Annotated in this window: 14 protein-coding genes and 1 other RNA gene; all 15 read left to right on the top strand. The window is 60.6% G+C overall.

Annotated elements, in window-relative coordinates:
• The first annotated feature begins 19 nt into the window (after positions 1–19).
• The 15 genes from ASB65_RS19445 (at position 20) to ASB65_RS19375 (ending at position 16,980) form a co-directional block, all read left to right on the top strand.
• A complete protein-coding gene (locus ASB65_RS19445; protein WP_060725101.1) occupies positions 20–1,210 on the top strand; it encodes an FAD-dependent oxidoreductase in 1,191 nt (396 codons plus the stop codon).
• A gap of 56 nt (positions 1,211–1,266) precedes the next feature.
• Positions 1,267–1,668, top strand: an RNA gene (gene rnpB, locus ASB65_RS19440) — RNase P RNA component class A.
• 401 nt (positions 1,669–2,069) lie between these two features.
• Entirely contained in the window at positions 2,070–2,510 is a 441-nt protein-coding gene (mraZ, locus tag ASB65_RS19435; RefSeq protein WP_004430734.1) for a division/cell wall cluster transcriptional repressor MraZ, read from the top strand.
• A gap of 14 nt (positions 2,511–2,524) precedes the next feature.
• Positions 2,525–3,550, top strand: a complete 1,026-nt coding sequence (gene rsmH / locus ASB65_RS19430; RefSeq protein WP_060725100.1) for a 16S rRNA (cytosine(1402)-N(4))-methyltransferase RsmH — start codon at positions 2,525–2,527, stop codon at positions 3,548–3,550.
• Position 3,551: 1 nt separating this feature from the next.
• Positions 3,552–4,112 (top strand): cell division protein FtsL, encoded by a 561-nt coding sequence (gene ftsL / locus ASB65_RS19425; RefSeq protein WP_004430738.1) that lies wholly within the window; start codon positions 3,552–3,554, stop codon positions 4,110–4,112.
• Positions 4,112–5,854 carry a peptidoglycan D,D-transpeptidase FtsI family protein gene (locus tag ASB65_RS19420; protein ID WP_004430740.1) on the top strand — a complete coding sequence of 581 codons (1,743 nt, stop codon included), beginning with the start codon at positions 4,112–4,114 and terminating at the stop codon, positions 5,852–5,854. Before ftsL ends, ASB65_RS19420 begins: the two co-directional genes overlap by 1 nt.
• A 57-nt stretch (positions 5,855–5,911) precedes the next feature.
• Complete coding sequence (locus tag ASB65_RS19415) at positions 5,912–7,381, top strand: UDP-N-acetylmuramoyl-L-alanyl-D-glutamate--2,6-diaminopimelate ligase (protein WP_060725099.1); 1,470 nt, start codon at positions 5,912–5,914, stop codon at positions 7,379–7,381.
• Complete coding sequence (locus tag ASB65_RS19410) at positions 7,378–8,811, top strand: UDP-N-acetylmuramoylalanyl-D-glutamyl-2,6-diaminopimelate--D-alanyl-D-alanine ligase (protein WP_060725098.1); 1,434 nt, start codon at positions 7,378–7,380, stop codon at positions 8,809–8,811. The genes ASB65_RS19415 and ASB65_RS19410 overlap by 4 nt, the downstream gene beginning before the upstream one ends.
• 23 nt (positions 8,812–8,834) lie before the next feature.
• A complete protein-coding gene (gene mraY, locus ASB65_RS19405; protein ID WP_060725097.1) occupies positions 8,835–9,935 on the top strand; it encodes a phospho-N-acetylmuramoyl-pentapeptide-transferase in 1,101 nt (366 codons plus the stop codon).
• Positions 9,936–9,938: 3 nt separating this feature from the next.
• Positions 9,939–11,348, top strand: a complete 1,410-nt coding sequence (gene murD, locus ASB65_RS19400) for a UDP-N-acetylmuramoyl-L-alanine--D-glutamate ligase (protein ID WP_060725096.1) — start codon at positions 9,939–9,941, stop codon at positions 11,346–11,348.
• 5 nt (positions 11,349–11,353) lie between these two features.
• Entirely contained in the window at positions 11,354–12,508 is a 1,155-nt protein-coding gene (gene ftsW, locus ASB65_RS19395; protein WP_004430748.1) for a putative lipid II flippase FtsW, read from the top strand.
• 6 nt (positions 12,509–12,514) lie between these two features.
• Complete coding sequence (murG, locus tag ASB65_RS19390; RefSeq protein WP_004430750.1) at positions 12,515–13,651, top strand: undecaprenyldiphospho-muramoylpentapeptide beta-N-acetylglucosaminyltransferase; 1,137 nt, start codon at positions 12,515–12,517, stop codon at positions 13,649–13,651.
• Positions 13,648–15,063 (top strand): UDP-N-acetylmuramate--L-alanine ligase, encoded by a 1,416-nt coding sequence (gene murC, locus ASB65_RS19385; protein ID WP_004430751.1) that lies wholly within the window; start codon positions 13,648–13,650, stop codon positions 15,061–15,063. The genes murG and murC overlap by 4 nt, the downstream gene beginning before the upstream one ends.
• Positions 15,060–16,025 carry a UDP-N-acetylmuramate dehydrogenase gene (murB, locus tag ASB65_RS19380; protein WP_004430753.1) on the top strand — a complete coding sequence of 322 codons (966 nt, stop codon included), beginning with the start codon at positions 15,060–15,062 and terminating at the stop codon, positions 16,023–16,025. Before murC ends, murB begins: the two co-directional genes overlap by 4 nt.
• A 151-nt stretch (positions 16,026–16,176) precedes the next feature.
• Positions 16,177–16,980: a GGDEF domain-containing protein gene (locus ASB65_RS19375; protein ID WP_060725095.1), complete on the top strand. Its 804-nt coding sequence runs from the start codon at positions 16,177–16,179 to the stop codon at positions 16,978–16,980.
• The last annotated feature ends 28 nt before the right edge of the window (positions 16,981–17,008 follow it).

Below are 17,008 nucleotides of genomic sequence, written 5' to 3'. Positions count from 1 at the left end.
AGCGGGTAAAGAGGGCGGCATGTCGGAGCATTTCAAATATATCGTCGTGGGTCGCGGCATGATGGGTGCGGCCGCCGCCCGCCATCTGGCGGAAACGGTGGATGGCGTCGCGCTGATCGGTCCCGGTGAACCTGCCGACATCAAATCGCATCAGGGTGTTTTCGCCAGCCACTATGACGAAGCGCGGATTACCCGCACCATCGATGGTGACGCAGACTGGGCGCTGCTCGCCAACCGCTCGATCGCGCGTTATGCCGATATTGCGGCCAGAAGCGGCGTTGAATTTTATGCTCCGGTCGGCTGCCTGATGGTGGGGCCTCAGCGGGGCGGTGACAATTCCTTTGTTGACGATGTCCGCAAGGCGGCGGCGCGGCTCGACGTTTCGACGGAACTGCTGGACGGTCAAAGCCTCGAAAACCGCTTTCCCTATTTCTCCTTCGAGCCGGGTTGCGAGGGAGTGTTCGAGAGGAACAATGCCGGATACGTCAATCCACGGGCGCTGGTGAAGGCGCAAACTATTCTCGCTGAAAAAACAGGTGTCACGCTTATTGACGATATCGTCGTTTCGACGCGGGAAGAGGGTGGCCGGGCATCGGTTCAGACGGCCTCGGGCGCGGTTTATACCGCAGACCGGGTGTTGGTGGCGGCCGGCGGCTTCTCGATCATGAAAGATCTTCTGCCGCAGCCGGTGGCGCTTAATGTCTATGCACGCACCGTCGCTTTCTTCGAGATAGACGAGGGTGACCTTGCGCAATATGCGGACATGCCATCGCTGATCTATGAGCCGCGTGAGCCGACCAAACATATCTATCTGCTGCCGCCAGTGCGTTATCCCGATGGCAAATTCTACCTGAAGATCGGCGGCGATCCAGATGACAAGAGGCTCGGTAGCGATCCGGAAATCCGGGAATGGTTCCGCTCCGGCGGACGTGAAAGCGTGCGGGATCATCTCTCTGACATCGTCGGAACGCTGGTGCCTTCCATTGATCTCTCGCGTGTCTCGATGGCCGCCTGCGTCGTCTCCAAAACGGGGAGCAGTTATCCGGCCATCGGTTTCACCGCCTCGCCGCGCATCGCGGTTCTGACCGGCGGCAACGGCACGGCGGCCAAGAGCTCTGACGAGATCGGTCGGCTTGGCGCCGGGCTGCTGCGGGACGGAGAAATCGTTGACGGGGCCTTTTCGACGGATTTCAAACCGGCATTTCTTTGATCCTTGCCTGCGCTTTTCAGTGGCTTTCGCCTCGGAACATGGTTATGGAGCCCATGCCAGTTGGCCGGGCAGCCGCGCTTTACCAATGTCGAAAGACGGTAAGGTGAGGAAAGTCCGGGCTCCACGGAAATACGGTGCCGGATAACGTCCGGCGGGGGTGACCCCAGGGAAAGTGCCACAGAGAGCAAACCGCCATGCATCGCATGGTAAGGGTGAAAGGGTGGGGTAAGAGCCCACCGCGCTTCTGGTAACAGCGGCGGCAAGGTAAACCCCACCGGGAGCAAGACCGAATAGGGATGACACGGGATGGGCGAAAGCCCGTTCACAGCCGGTTTCCAGGCCCGTCATCCGGGTGGGTTGCGCGAGGCGGCATGCAAATGCCGTCCCAGATGAATGGCTGCCACGTTCCGGGTCAAACCGGGGCCATACAGAACCCGGCTTACAGGCCAACTGGCGAATTTTCCTTTCCGGCACTGAAGTGCAGGTCTCGTGTGGGATTTAGTTATCCCGTTGTTTCATAAAAGAGAAATTGTTGTTTTGCGGCGAATTTTCACGCAGCGAAAGCGCATCGTCGCGCGTCAAGTAAACCATTCGTTAAACTTAACGGCTTATGAATTTCCGATGCGAAGTCGGTATCGTGCCGGCTTCTCCCATTGACGCCCATAGTGTCCCATGATATCCCAAATGCACACCACATTGGGTCGTGTTTTTGACCCGCAATCGCTGAAACGAGTGAGGAGCCTACGAGGGGCTGCTGCAGGGCATGTCGCCCTGGCGCTTGGCGATGTGTCGTGCGTACCGGTGTCGGCTGCGGAGCGGATGGATCGCTTTGCGGCATGCGGTTTTGGCGAGTTGAGTAATGGACCGCTTTTTATCGAACGTGACGAACAGGATCGACGCCAAGGGGCGCGTCTCGGTTCCGTCTCCGTTTCGTTCGGTGCTGGCGAAGCGCGGCATTCAGGAGCTTTATTGTCTCCAGGATTTTGCGTTTCCGGCAATCAGTGTCGGCGGTCCGGATTTGCTGGAGCGCTACGAGCGGCAGATTGCGTCCATGGATGCTTTCTCGCCAGAGGCGAACGCAATGTCGCTGCTGGTTCACGGCGGCGGCGTTTTCATGAAGCTCGACCAGGAAGGTCGATTGATGGTGACGGATTTTGTGCGGGAATTCACCGGCATATCCACCGAGGTCACCTTCGTCGGGCGGGCGGATCATTTTCAGCTTTGGCAACCGGATGCGTTTTTGGCGGCGCAGGCGGAAGCAAGAGCGGGGCGCGGTTTTTCGGCTGCTCGCCCCGCCTAGGACGGGGACACGGGATGGCGGCGAATTCTGGCGGACGATCTTCTGATGCCGATGGCGGACCTCAGCGTCACATCCCTGTCCTGCTTCGCGAAGTCATTGCCGCGCTGGAGCCTGCGCCCGGCAAGATCATTCTCGATGGTACCTTCGGCGCCGGCGGTTATAGCCAGGCCATTCTCGATCAGGGCGCCAATGTCATCGCGCTCGACCGCGATCCGACTGCGATCGCCGGCGGCCAGGCCATGGTTGCCGCCAATGGCGGCCGGCTCTCGCTTATTCAGTCTCAGTTTTCCGCGCTCGCGAAGCATGCGCCTGAAGGCGGGCTTGATGGCGTCGTTCTTGATATCGGCGTGTCTTCCATGCAGATCGACGAGGCCGAGCGCGGTTTTTCCTTCCAGAAGAACGGCCCCCTCGATATGCGCATGTCCGCTTCCGGCGTCTCGGCGGCCGATGTCGTCAATCGCGCCAAAGTCAGCGATCTGATCCGCATCTTCGGGTTTCTCGGTGAAGAGAAGCAGCCCGGCCGCATTGCCCGCGCCATTGAAAAGAAGAGGGCGGAAGAGCCGTTCCGAACCACCCGTGATCTGGCGGGCCTTATCGAGATCGTCACGCCGCGCAAGGCGAAGGACAAGATCCATCCCGCAACGCGCGTGTTTCAGGCGCTGCGCGTTTTCGTCAATGATGAGCTGGGCGAGCTGGCGCAGGCTTTGTTTGCCGCCGAGCAGGTTTTGAAGCCCGGCGGAAGGCTGGTCGTCGTCACGTTCCATTCGCTGGAAGACCGTATCGTCAAGAAATTCTTCTCCGACCGTTCGGGCAAGGCCGCCGGTTCCCGGCATCTGCCGATGGTGGAGGATAAGCCGGCCATTTTCGAGAACATCGGCAAGCCAATGATCGCCGCCAGCGACGAGGAGGCGGAACTTAATCCGCGGGCTCGCTCGGCCAAGCTTCGCGCTGGCCTGCGCACCACAGCCCCGGCGCGCGCTGCAGATTTCTCGATTTTCGAGCTTCCTGATCTCGCCAGCCTTGAAAAGATGGGAGGCTGATATGCTGCGCACTTTCGATGTCATCTTGATGGGGGTCATGGTCGCTGCGGCTGTGGTGACCTATTCGATCAAGCACAAGGCCGATCTGAAGCTTGAGGAAGTCCGCAAGCTGGAGGCCGAGATCAAGCTTGAAAAGGATACGATCGATCTTTTGAGGGCCGACTGGGCTCTCTTGACGCAGCCGAACCGTCTGCACCGGCTGGTGAATGCCTATCAAACGGAGCTTGGTCTTTCACCGACGCTGCCGACGCAGCTGGCGCAGCCGCGCGAGTTGCCCATGCTGCGCTCGCAATTGCCGCAGCCGCCCGAGCCTGAAGGCATGAGCGTCGAGGATGTCATCGCCGCCGCCGTCAATGGCTCCAAGCCGGGGGCTACCCTCGGTGGCGCTTCGAAGCCCAAATCGCCGCCTGCGGGCCAGATCGCTGTCAACGGCGTTCCGGTGCCCACGCCACGTGCGCGCGTTTCACGTCCGGCACCGGCGCCTGTACCGGTCGCCTCCGCCGCCGCTGGTGATGAAACCGGCGATATGGATGAAACCATAACAGGATCGGTGAACCGCTGATGTCTTTTCTCTCCCGCGTCATGGTTTTGAAGAGCAAGGCTCACTTTTCCGCCAGCACCACCGGTGTCTATACCGACCATGCGGCGTTTGAGGGCGCCCGCAAGAAGCGGGCCGCCCAGGCGAAAAGCCGCGTCGGCCTTCTGATTTTCGGTTTTGTCGCCTTTTATGCCGTCGTGGGCGGCCGTCTCGTGCAATATGGCATGGCGGAACAGGAAACAGTGTCGAGCATTGCGCCCGCAGACCGGCTGATGGCGTCGCGCCCCGATCTTCTTGATCGCAACGGCGAGGTTCTGGCCACCGATATCCGCACCGTCTCGCTGTTTGCCGAGCCACATCGCATCGTCGATATCGACGAGGCCATTGAGAAGCTGCGTACTGTCCTGCCGGATCTCGACCAGCGCGGCACCTATCAGAAGCTTTCTTCCAATTCGCGCTTTCAGTGGCTGCGCCGTCAGCTGACGCCGAAGCAGCAAAGCCAGATTCTTGCGCTCGGTATTCCCGGCGTCGGCTTCCGTCCGGAAAAGCGCCGCTTTTATCCCGGCGGGCCGACCGCTGCGCATGTCGTCGGCCACGTCAACATCGACAACCGTGGCGTTGCCGGCATGGAACGTTACGTCGACAGCCAGGGCCTTGCCGATCTGACGGCGCTCGGCATGACCAGCGACCAGCCGCTGGAACCGGTGAAGCTATCCATCGATCTGCGCGTGCAGTCCATTGTCCGTGAAGTCGTGACCTCGGCCATCACCAAGTTCCAGGCGATCGGCGCTGGCGCGGTGGTTCTGGATGTGCATACCGGCGAAGTGCTCGCCATGGCCTCCGTGCCGGATTACGACCCGAACAACCCGGCCGAAGGTGCCAAGGAAGGCTGGCTCAACCGCATGTCGAACGGCACGTTCGAAATGGGTTCCACCTTCAAGTCCTTCACGATTGCCATGGGTCTCGATTCGGGCCGCGTCCGTCTCGGCGATACTTTCGATGCGCGTTATCCGATCCGCATCGGCGGTTTCACCATCAAGGACTTCCACGGCAAGGGCCGAATGCTTTCGGTGCCGGAAATCTTCCAGTTTTCGTCCAACATCGGCACGGCCAAGATCGCCGACACCGTGGGAACGGAAGGCCACAAGGAATTCCTGACGCGGCTTGGCCTTTTGACCCGCATGCAGACCGAATTGCCTGAAGTGGCGCTGCCGTCGCAGCCGCGCGAATGGAAGAAGATCAACTCCATCACCATTTCCTTCGGCCACGGCGTTTCCACGACACCGCTGCAGACGGCAGTCGCCGGTGCAGCACTCGTCAATGGCGGCAAACTGATCGAACCGACTTTCCTGCCGCGTACCCGCGAACAGGCCGATCAGGTGGCGAAGCAGGTTCTGAAGCCCGGCGCCAGCAAGGACATGCGTTTCCTCTTCGAGTGGAACGGCGTCAACGGTTCGGGCCGCAATGCGCGCGTCGACGGTTTCAACGTCGGCGGCAAGACCGGTACGGCCGACAAGGTCGTCAACGGACGTTACGTGCACGACAAGAACTTCAACGCCTTCCTCTCGGCCTTTCCGATGGACGATCCGCAATATGTCGTGCTGTCTTTCATCGATGAGCCGAAGACGGACAAGGGCAACGGCGCAGCGCTTGCCGGCACCTCTGCGGCGCCGATGGTGCGCGATATCATCACCCGCACGGCGGCGGTGCTGGGCGTGAAGCCGAAGTTCGGCAAGGATGGCTCGGCCTTGCTCGTGTCTTATTGATTGTTAGCTTATGATGTTCCGGCGATTCGCGCCGGGGGGACAAGACGGACACAGTCGATGAATTTGCGAGATATATCCGGAAATGCGTTTCCGGAATTGAAAGAATTGCTCCTGTCTGAGATCGGGGCGATCGAAATCGGGGGGGTCACCGCAGACAGCCGCAAGGCTGCGCCCGGCAGCCTGTTCGTGGCGGTTGCGGGCACCAGGGCGGATGGCGCGGCCTATGTGAAGGACGCGGTTGCCAAGGGTGCGGTTGCCGTCGTTTCCGGACACGCGCTGGAGGCTGATGTGCCGGTGCTTTCCGTCACGGACCCACGCCTTTATCTCTCCCTTGCCGCTTCCCGTTTTTACGGAAAACAGCCGGAAACCATGGTCGCCGTCACCGGCACTGCGGGAAAGACGTCCGTCGCCTCCTTCGTGCGGCAGATCTGGGCTTTCGCCGGCCACGCCGCCGCACAGATCGGCACCACGGGTGTCATCGCTCCCGGCCGCGAGGATTATGGCGCGCTCACCACGCCCGATCCCGTGACGCTGCATGCGCTTCTGGCCGAACTTGCGGCCGAAGGCGTGACCCACGCGGCGATGGAGGCATCCAGCCATGGTCTCGACCAGCGCCGTCTCGATGGAGTGAAGCTGGCAGCCGCCGGTTTCACCAATCTTGGCCGCGACCACATGGATTATCATCCGACCGTCGAGGACTATATGGCCGCGAAGATGCGGCTCTTCGATACGCTGATGGAGAAGGGCTCTCCCGCAGTGATATTTGCTGACGATCCGTGGTCGGACCAAGCAATACGGGCGGCGCGCGAAGCGGGTCTCGATGTGCGCACCGTCGGCCGCAAGGGTGATTATTTGACCTTGAAACGGGTGGAGCACTTCCGTCACAAGCAGATGATCGAAGTGCATCATGACGGCGTGATCCATGAAGTCGACATCCCGCTGGCGGGTGATTTTCAGGTTGCGAATGCTCTCGTCGCTGCAGGTCTCGCCATGTCCACCGGCGTTGCCGCGACAACAGCGCTCAAGGCGCTTGAGAAGCTGATCGGTGCTGCCGGACGTCTGGAGCTTGTCGGCCAGACGGGGAACGGTGCGCTCGCCTATGTGGATTACGCCCACAAGCCGGATGCGCTGGAGAACGTGCTGACCTCGGTCCGGCCTTTCACCTCTGGCCGCATCGTCACCGTCTTCGGCTGCGGCGGCGACCGTGACAAGGGCAAGCGCCCGATCATGGGCGAGGTTGCGACGCGGCTTTCCGACATCGTCATCGTCACCGACGACAATCCGCGCTCGGAAGACGCCGCGACGATCCGTTCGGAAGTCATGGCGGCGGCACCCGGCGCATTGGAAATCGGCGACAGGGCGGAGGCGATCCGGCATGCGGTGTCGATGCTGTCGCATGGCGATACGCTGATCGTTGCGGGCAAGGGGCATGAGGAGGGGCAGATCGTCGGTTCCGTGACGCTGCCGTTTTCCGATCATGAACAGGTGCGCGCTGCACTGGCAGGGCTGGAAGGATCGAAAATTTGAGCTGGTTATGGACAGTCGCCGACATGATCGCCATTACGGCAGGACGCCCCGTGGGCAACCTGTCGACCGGAATCACCGGCATTTCCATCGACAGCCGGACTGTTAAAGCCGGCGAGGCCTTTTTCGCCATCAAGGGCGACCGGGTTGACGGCCATGACTATGCGAGTTTTGCCGTCGCCAACGGGGCCAGTCTGCTCGTCGTGGCCGAAGGCAAACTGCCGGCTCTTGGCCGTCTGACGGTGCCGATGATCGTCGTGGAAGATGTTCTTACCGCACTCGGTAAACTCGCCATTGCGGCGCGTGAAAGAACGTCAGCGCGCATCATCGCGGTGACCGGCTCGGTCGGCAAGACGACGACCAAGGAAATGCTGCGGCAGGCGCTCGCCCCATCCGGCCGGGTGCATGCGGCAGTGGCTTCCTTTAACAACCATTGGGGTGTGCCGCTGACGCTGGCGCGCATGCCCGCCGATACGGAATTCGGCGCGTTCGAAATCGGCATGAACCATTCCGGCGAAATCCGGCCGCTGGTGAAGATGGTCCGCCCGCATGTGGCGATCATCACCACGATTGCGCCTGCCCATCTCGGCAATTTCAAGAATATCGAAGAGATCGCCGCAGCCAAGGCCGAGATTTTCGAAGGTTTGGAGGAGGGTGGTTCCGTCATCCTCAACCGCGATAATGCCCAGTTCGAGCAGCTTGAAGAGGCGGCGCAGGAACAGGGCATCGAACATATCCTCACCTTCGGGCAGCACGCCAAGGCGGATTTCCGCCTCGCGGATTTCGAGAGCACGGCGACGGGCTCGACGATCTGGGCGATACTGAACGGCGAAACCAGCGAGTTGCACATCAATATTCCCGGCCGGCACATCGCCGATAACGCCATGGCGGTCCTTGGCGCGGTTGCCGTAACAGGCGCCAATCTCGACCGCGCCTTTGAGGCGCTGGGATCGCTCGAGGCGGTGAAGGGGCGCGGCCAGCGCCACCATCTCTCCATCAATGGCGGCTCCTTCCTGCTGATTGATGAAAGCTACAATGCCAATCCGGCCTCCATGCGCGCCGCGATTGCCGTGCTGGCGGAAACGGAAACGCAGGGTCACGGCCGGCGGGTCGCGGTTCTCGGCGACATGCTGGAGATGGGTGAGTTTTCCGCGCAGCTGCATGAGGAACTGGCCGGGCCGTTGCTCGCAGCCGGTATCGAACATGTGTGGCTTGCGGGCGAGGCGATGGCGGCGCTGCGCGATGCGCTGCCTGATAGCGTGACCGTCATCTGGTTCCCGACGACGGCGGAACTCACCGATTTCGCCCTGCAATGGGTGCAACCGGGAGACGCGCTGATGGTAAAATCGTCACTTGGCCTCGGTTTCGGCAAGATTGTCGCCGCGCTGCTTGACAAGTATCCGGCATTCCCCGAGACGGAACGCCAAGTCTGAAATAGCCTTTTGAAAGGGCAATTATGCTGATCTGGCTCGTCGAACTGTCGGATAAAATTCAAGTCTTCAACCTCTTCCGGTACATCACCTTCCGGGCGGGGGCGGCGATGTTCACCTCTGCGTTGATCGTCTTCCTGTTTGGACCGGCCATCATCACCTCGCTGCGCGTGCGTCAGGGCAAGGGCCAGCCGATCCGTGCCGATGGGCCGCAGACGCATTTCAAGAAGGCCGGCACGCCGACCATGGGCGGGCTGATGATCCTTGCCGGTATCCTCGGCGGTTCGCTGCTCTGGGGCGACCTCTCGAATGTCTATGTCGTTGCCGTTTTGATGGTGACGCTCGGTTTCGGGGCAATCGGCTTTTACGACGATTATCTCAAGGTCACGAAACAGAGCGACAAGGGTTTTTCCGGCAAGGCCCGTCTCGGCATCGAATTCCTGATTGCGGCGATTGCCGTGTTCTTCATGATGAAGATGGCGCTAGCTTCCGCACCGCATGGCGGCACGCTCGGCAGCTCCATCGCCTTTCCCTTCTTCAAGGAACTCGTGATCAATCTCGGTTATTTCTTCGTGCTCTTCGGTGCTTTCGTCATCGTCGGCGCGGGTAACGCGGTGAACCTGACGGATGGTCTCGATGGGCTTGCCATCGTGCCCGTCATGATCGCTGCCGCTACCTTCGGCGTGATCGCCTATCTCGCCGGCAACGCGGTTTTTGCCAATTACCTGCAGATCAATTTCGTGCCTGGCACGGGTGAGCTTGCCGTTATCGTCGGCGCGGTCATCGGCGCGGGCCTCGGCTTCCTGTGGTTCAACGCGCCGCCTGCCGCCATCTTCATGGGCGATACGGGTTCGCTGGCGCTCGGCGGCCTGATCGGCTCGATCGCTGTCGCCACCAAGCACGAGATCGTCATGGTGATTGTCGGTGGTCTCTTCGTGATGGAAACGCTGTCGGTCATCATCCAGGTATTCTGGTTCAAGCGCACCGGCAGGCGCGTTTTCCTGATGGCGCCGATCCATCACCACTTCGAGAAAAAAGGCTGGACGGAAAGCCAGGTGGTGATCCGTTTCTGGATCATCTCCGTGGGCCTTGCGCTGCTCGGCCTCGCCACCCTGAAGCTGAGGTGAGCGATGATCCCGGTCACGTCGTTTAGGGGTAAGAAAGTCGCTCTCTTCGGGCTCGGCGGTTCGGGCCTCGTTACCGCCCGGGCGCTGGTTGCCGGCGGTGCTGATGTCGTGGCTTTCGACGACAATCCCGACAGCGTCGCGAAGGCCGAGGCCGAAGGCATCACCACGGCGGACCTGCACACGATAGACTGGGCCTCGTTTTCTTCCTTTGTGCTGGCGCCCGGCGTGCCGTTGACGCATCCGAAGCCGCACTGGTCGGTTGACCTTGCGAAGGCAGCGGGCGTGGAGATCATCGGTGATATCGAGCTTTTCATCCGTGAGCGCCGCGCCCATGCGCCGGATTGCCCTTTCATCGCCATCACCGGCACCAACGGCAAGTCGACGACGACGGCGCTGATCGCGCATATTCTCAAGGCTTCGGGCCGCGATACGCAGCTCGGCGGCAATATCGGCACGGCGGTGCTGAGCCTCGATCCGCCGAAGGCGCAGCGCTTTTACGTGGTCGAGTGCTCGTCCTACCAGATCGATCTGGCGCCGACGATCAATCCGACTGCCGGCATTCTGCTTAACCTCACGCCTGACCATCTCGATCGGCATGGCACGATGCAGCATTATGCCGACGTCAAAGAACGGCTGGTGGCGGGTAGTCAAACGGCTATCGTCGGTGTGGATGACAGCCATTCGACGCTGATTGCCGACCGCATCGAGCGTGCCGGCGTGAAGGTCGAGCGCATTTCGAAACGCAATGTTGTTTCCGAAGGTCTTTATGCCGAAGGCAGCCACATCCTGCGGGCGCATGGCGGCACCTTCTCACTGCTGGTCGATCTCGACGGTATCCAGACTCTTCGTGGAAGCCACAATGCGCAGAATGCGGCGGCCGCAATTGCCGCCTGCCTTGCCGTGGGTGTTTCGGAAGAGGAAATCCGCGCCGGTCTCAAATCCTTCCCCGGCCTCAAACATCGCATGCAGCCGGTCGGCCGGCGCGGCAATGTCACTTTCGTCAACGACAGCAAGGCGACCAATGCCGATGCGGCAGCGCCAGCGCTTTCGAGTTTCGACCGTATCTACTGGATCGCCGGCGGTCTGCCGAAAGCGGGCGGCATTACCAGTCTTTCGCCGCTGTTTCCGCGCATCGCCAAGGCCTATCTGATCGGCGAGGCTGCGGCGGAATTTGCCGCAACGCTCGGCGAGGCGGTGCCATACGAAATATCCGGCACGCTGGACAAAGCCGTGCAGCATGCGGCGGCGGATGCGGAAAAAGATGCGACGGCCGGCAATATCGTGATGTTGTCCCCGGCTTGCGCAAGCTTCGATCAATATAAGAACTTTGAAATCAGAGGTGATTCGTTCGTCGCGCAGGTCGCGGCGCTCGATGGCATGACGATGCTGGTTGACTCTGGAAAAGGGGGCTGAAGGCCATGGTAAGCCGAGTTGATCGAGGTCCGGTCGCGGAATGGTTCTGGACCATCGACCGTTTCTTTCTGGCGGCGTTCATCGCGCTGATGGGCATCGGCCTGATGTTGTCCTTTGCGGCATCGCCTGCGGTTGCCGAACGTATCGGCCTCAACAGCTTCTTTTTCGTCGAGCGTCAGGCGATGTTCATGGTGCCGTCGCTGGCGATCATGGTCGGCCTTTCCTTCCTGTCACCGCGCCAGGTGCGCCGTGTGGCGGTCATCATGCTGATCGCCTCGCTGCTGATGATGATCTTCGCGCTGTTCTTCGGCATCGAGGTCAAGGGTGCACGGCGCTGGATTTCCATCGGCACCTTCTCGATCCAGCCGTCGGAATTCATGAAGCCGGCCTTCGTCATCGTCTGCGCATGGCTCTTTGCCGAGCGGGCGCGCCATCCGGAAATTCCGGGCAATCTCTTCGCCATCATCACTTTCGGCATCGTGGCGGCACTCCTGATCGCGCAGCCGGACTTCGGCCAGACAATTCTGACATCCGTGGTCTGGGGCGGCATGTTCTTCATGGCCGGCGTGCCGTGGTTCTGGATCATCATGCTCGGCGGCCTTGGCGTCGGCGGCATTGTGACCGCCTATCTCATGTTGCCGCACGTCGCCGGTCGTATCGACCGGTTCTGGACGGGTGAGGGCGATACGTTTCAGGTCGATACCGCACGCGAAGCGATCATTCGCGGTGACTGGTTCGGTCGCGGACCGGGTGAAGGCATCGTCAAGCGCATCATTCCCGACAGCCATACCGACTTCATCTTCTCGGTGGCGGCGGAAGAATTCGGTATCGTTTTCTGCATGTTCCTCGTTGCGATCTTCGCCTTCATCGTGCTGCGCGGCCTGTCGCACGCCTTCAAGGAGAAGGACGATTTCTGCCGTTTTGCCGTCGCCGGTCTCGTGCTGCAGATTGGCATGCAGTCGATGATCAATATCGGCGTTAATCTCGAGTTGATGCCCGCCAAGGGCATGACTCTGCCGCTGATTTCCTATGGTGGTTCGTCGATGATGGCGATCTGCGTGACCGCCGGCTTCCTTCTGGCGCTGACACGCCACAGACCCGAAAAGCGGGCGCAGGAGCGGAGTTTCTTCCGCGTCGGTTCCGGCGTTCCCGCGGAGTAAACGATCATGAGCAAGGGTATTGTTCTTCTTGCCGCCGGGGGAACCGGCGGCCATGTTTTTCCGGCGGAGGCGCTCGCGCATACGCTGAAGGCGCGCGGTTATCAGGTGCATCTCGTCACCGACAGCCGCGCCGAGCGTTATGCGGGCAAGTTCCCGGCGGATGAAATCCATGTGGTGCCGTCTGCCACCATCGGTTCGAAAAACCCGATTTCCGTGGCGCGTTCGCTCTGGAAGCTCTGGGTTGGTCTGCGTGCGGCGCGCCGGCTGGTGGCGAAACTGAAGCCGGTCGCGGTTGTCGGTTTCGGTGGTTATCCCACCGTGCCGCCGCTTCTGGCTTCCACCGGCCTTGGCGTGCCTTCCATCATTCATGAGCAGAATGCTGTGATGGGTCGCGCTAACAAGGCGCTGGCAGGCCGTGTGAAGGCGATCGCCGGCGGCTTCCTGCCGCCCGCCAATGGCCAATATTCCGACAAGACGGTGGCGACCGGCAATCCGGTGCGCCCGGCGGTGCTGGCGGCTTCTGAAATTCCCTATACCCCGTCGCAGACGGGTGAAACTTTTCAGCTTGTCGTGTTCGGCGGCAGCCAGGGCGCGCAGTTCTTTTCGAGCGCGGTGCCTGCGGCTATCTGCCTGCTGAAAGACGAGCAGCGCAAGCGCATCGTCGTCACCCAGCAGGCGCGTCCTGAAGACAAGGACAGCGTCATCGCCTCCTACCAGAAGCTTGGCGTAAAGGCTGACGTTTCGCCCTTCTTCGGCGACATGGCGTCGCGCATCGGCGAGGCCGATCTGGTGATCAGCCGCTCGGGCGCTTCGACGGTATCGGAGCTGTCGGTGATCGGCCGCCCGTCGATCCTCGTGCCTTATCCGCATGCGCTGGATCACGATCAGGCCGCCAATGCGGCAGCACTTTCGGCGGCGGGCGGGGCTAGCGTCATCAAGCAGGCGGAATTGTCGCCGCAGAAGCTCTCCGGCCTCCTGTCCTCGGCGCTTTCGGAACCGGATCGTCTTTCGGCAACGGCAGCGGCGGCCAAGGCAACGGGTAAACCGCATGCGGCGGATGTGCTGGCCGATTTGGTGGAGGCCATTGCCTCCGGCCAGTCCGTACAGGAATTCAAGAAGAAGAATGAAGGAGTTGGGGCATGAAGATGCCGAAAGCCATAGGCCTTGTCCATTTCATCGGCATAGGCGGGATCGGCATGAGCGGCATTGCCGAAGTGCTTCACAATCTCGGCCACCGCGTTCAGGGGTCGGATCAGGCCGACAGCGCCAATGTGCAGCGTCTGCGCGACAAGGGCATCGAGGTGTTCGTCGGCCATACGGCGGACAATCTCGGTGACGCCGAGGTCGTGGTCGTTTCCACCGCCATCAAGAAGAACAATCCGGAACTCATCGCCGCGCGGGAAAAACACCTGCCGATCGTTCGCCGTGCCGAAATGCTGGCCGAGCTGATGCGTTTCCGTAACGCCATCGCCATTGGCGGCACCCACGGCAAGACGACGACCACCTCGATGGTCGCGACCCTGTTGGAAGCCGGCAATCTCGACCCGACCGTCATCAATGGCGGCATCATCAATGCTTATGGCACCAATGCGCGTATGGGCGAGGGCGAGTGGATGGTGGTGGAAGCCGACGAATCCGACGGCACCTTCCTGAAGCTGCCGGCCGACGTGGCCGTCATTACGAATATCGATCCGGAGCATCTGGACCATTACGGCAATTTTGATGCTGTGCGCGCGGCGTTCCGCCAGTTCGTCGAGAACGTGCCGTTCTACGGCTTCGGCGTCATGTGCCTTGACCACCCGGAAGTGCAGGCGCTGGTCGGCCGCATCGAGGATCGCAAGGTCATCACATACGGTGAAAACCCGCAGGCCGACGTGCGTTTTTCGAATGTGCGCATCGATGGCACACGCTCGGTTTTCGACGTGGAAATCCGCCGTCGTCGTACCGGCAAGATATTCTCCTTCAAGGATCTCGTCCTGCCGATGCCCGGCCGACACAATGTTTCGAACGCGACGGCCGCGATTGCCGTCGCCAATCGTCTCGGTATTTCGGAAGCTGACATCAAGAAGGGTCTCGCCTCCTTCGCAGGCGTCAAGCGGCGTTTCACGCTGACGGGCGAAGCCAATGGCGTACAGGTCTTCGACGATTACGGCCATCACCCGGTCGAGATCAAGGCTGTGCTGGCGGCGGCGCGGGAAGCCTGCAATGGCCGTATCATCGCGGTGCATCAGCCGCACCGCTACAGCCGCCTTTCCAGCCTGTTTGACGATTTCGCGCATTGTTTCAACGATGCGGATACGATTCTTCTTGCCCCGGTTTATGCTGCGGGCGAAGATCCGATCGAAGGCGCAAGTTCGGAAGCGCTGGTTTCGGCCATCAAGGCCGCCGGCCATCGTGACGCCCGTTTTCTTGAGAAACGGGAAGATCTCGCCTCAGTGGTTGCAGGCATTGCGAATCCGGGTGATTTCGTGGTTCTCTTGGGGGCTGGAAATATCACGCAATGGGCAGCAGCGCTGCCTTCGGAATTGAAGAGCATATCAGGAAAGTCTGAATGAGACAGGTCGATGGGGTTAAATTGCTGGGGAGGCTCGGCGACGGGGTAAACGAACTGAGGGGACGTCTGACACCGGATGCGCCCATGGACCGCGTGACGTGGTTCAGAGCCGGCGGTCTGGCGGAAGTCATGTTCCAGCCGCACGATACCGATGATCTGATTGCCTTCCTGAAAATTCTGCCGGAAGACGTGCCGCTGACGGTGGTCGGCGTCGGCTCCAACCTTCTGGTGCGCGATGGCGGCATCCCGGGCGTTGTCGTCCGTCTGTCGGCCAAGGGTTTCGGCCAGGTGGAGCTTGCCGGCGAAAACCGCATCAAGGCCGGTGCGATCTGCCCGGACAAGCATATTGCGGCCATGGCCATGGATAACGGCATTGGCGGCTTCCATTTCTATTACGGCATTCCCGGCTCCATCGGCGGTGCGCTGCGTATGAATGCGGGCGCAAACGGCGGTGAGACGCGCGAGCGCGTGGTGGAAGTCTATGCGGTTGACCGTCAGGGCAAACAGCATGTGCTGTCCAATGCCGATATGGGCTACAGCTACCGCCATTCCGGCGCCGACAAGGGCCTGATCTTCACCGGCGCATTGTTCGAGGGTTATCCGGAAGACAAGGCGAAAATCCGCGCCGATATGGACGCCGTGCGTCACCATCGCGAAACAGTTCAGCCGATCCGTGAGCAGACTGGTGGTTCGACCTTCAAGAATCCCGAAGGTCATTCCGCATGGGAACTCATCGATGAGGCGGGCGGCCGCGGTCTGGTCATCGGCGGCGCGCAGATGTCATCACTGCATTGCAATTTCATGATCAATACCGGCCATGCGACCGGCTACGATCTGGAATATCTGGGTGAGACCATCCGCAAGCGCGTGTTCGAGAAGTCGGGCATCCGGCTGGAGTGGGAAATCAAGCGGCTAGGGCTTTTCATGCCGGGCCGTGAGGTGGAACCGTTTCTAGGGAGCTGATGCTTCCTTTTCGGCCGGGTGTTTATGGTAACGCCCGGTCAATACTTATGTTTTATTATTAGGTGACAAGAATAGCTGGGTTCATTATCCAGCTTTTTGGTATTTTAGGCAATTTTAATTCACGCGACATCCAAACCCGTTGGGGGTTAAGTTGGGTCTCTGGCATAAACTGATCCAAAGCATAAGTTTTTCGGTTGCGACGCCTGAAGGCCGCCAGCGGCTGGAACCGCTCGAGTTTGCGCTGCGTGTGGCGGTTCTGGTCACCATTATCGCCGTCGTGATCGATACGGCTGGGCTCTTCATTCTTTCGCTGTTAGGGCTGGTGACCGACCTTGCGAATGGGCTGATGCTCGGCACGACCCTGTCGGCAACGATCGCGTTTACCCTGGCTCTGATCATCGGCTGGATCAATGCGCGCGAAGTGAAGCTGCTTGCCCAGTCGCATGAGCGGTTTCTGCATCTCAGCCACACCGACGCGCTGACCGGCCTCAACAACAGGCTGGGGCTTTACGCCAACTGCGCCCGTCTCGATACGCAATATTGCGTCGCCTTCGTTGATATCGACCGCTTCAAATCGGTGAATGACAGATACGGCCATCTGGCTGGCGATATGGTTATTTCCAGTGTCGCCGCCATGATCCGCGATTGTTTCGATGAAACCGCCTATATCGCGCGCCTGGGTGGAGAAGAATTCGTCGTTGTGCAGGAGCTGGCTCCGCAGGATTTTCTGGAGCTCTGCGAAAAGGCGCGTGCGAGGATCGTGGCGACACCGGTGGATTTCCAGGGCATGCGGATCAGGACCGCCGTCTCTATGGGTGTGGCTTTCCGGGCGAATTGGGAGATTTTCGAGAAAGTCATGCACAATGCCGATATGGCGCTTTACGACGCGAAACGATCGGGGCGCAATCGCATCTGTTTTGCCGGCCAGAAGGTCAGCCGCCAGACCGTCGCATAGGATTTGCCATTGTAGAATGGAAAAAGCC

Origin of the sequence: Agrobacterium tumefaciens str. B6, from assembly GCF_001541315.1 — a bacterium.
Classification (GTDB): Bacteria; Pseudomonadota; Alphaproteobacteria; order Rhizobiales; family Rhizobiaceae; genus Agrobacterium; species Agrobacterium radiobacter.
The sequence above is the reverse complement of the archived record's forward strand: the minus strand, read 5'-3'. Positions and strand labels throughout refer to the sequence as shown.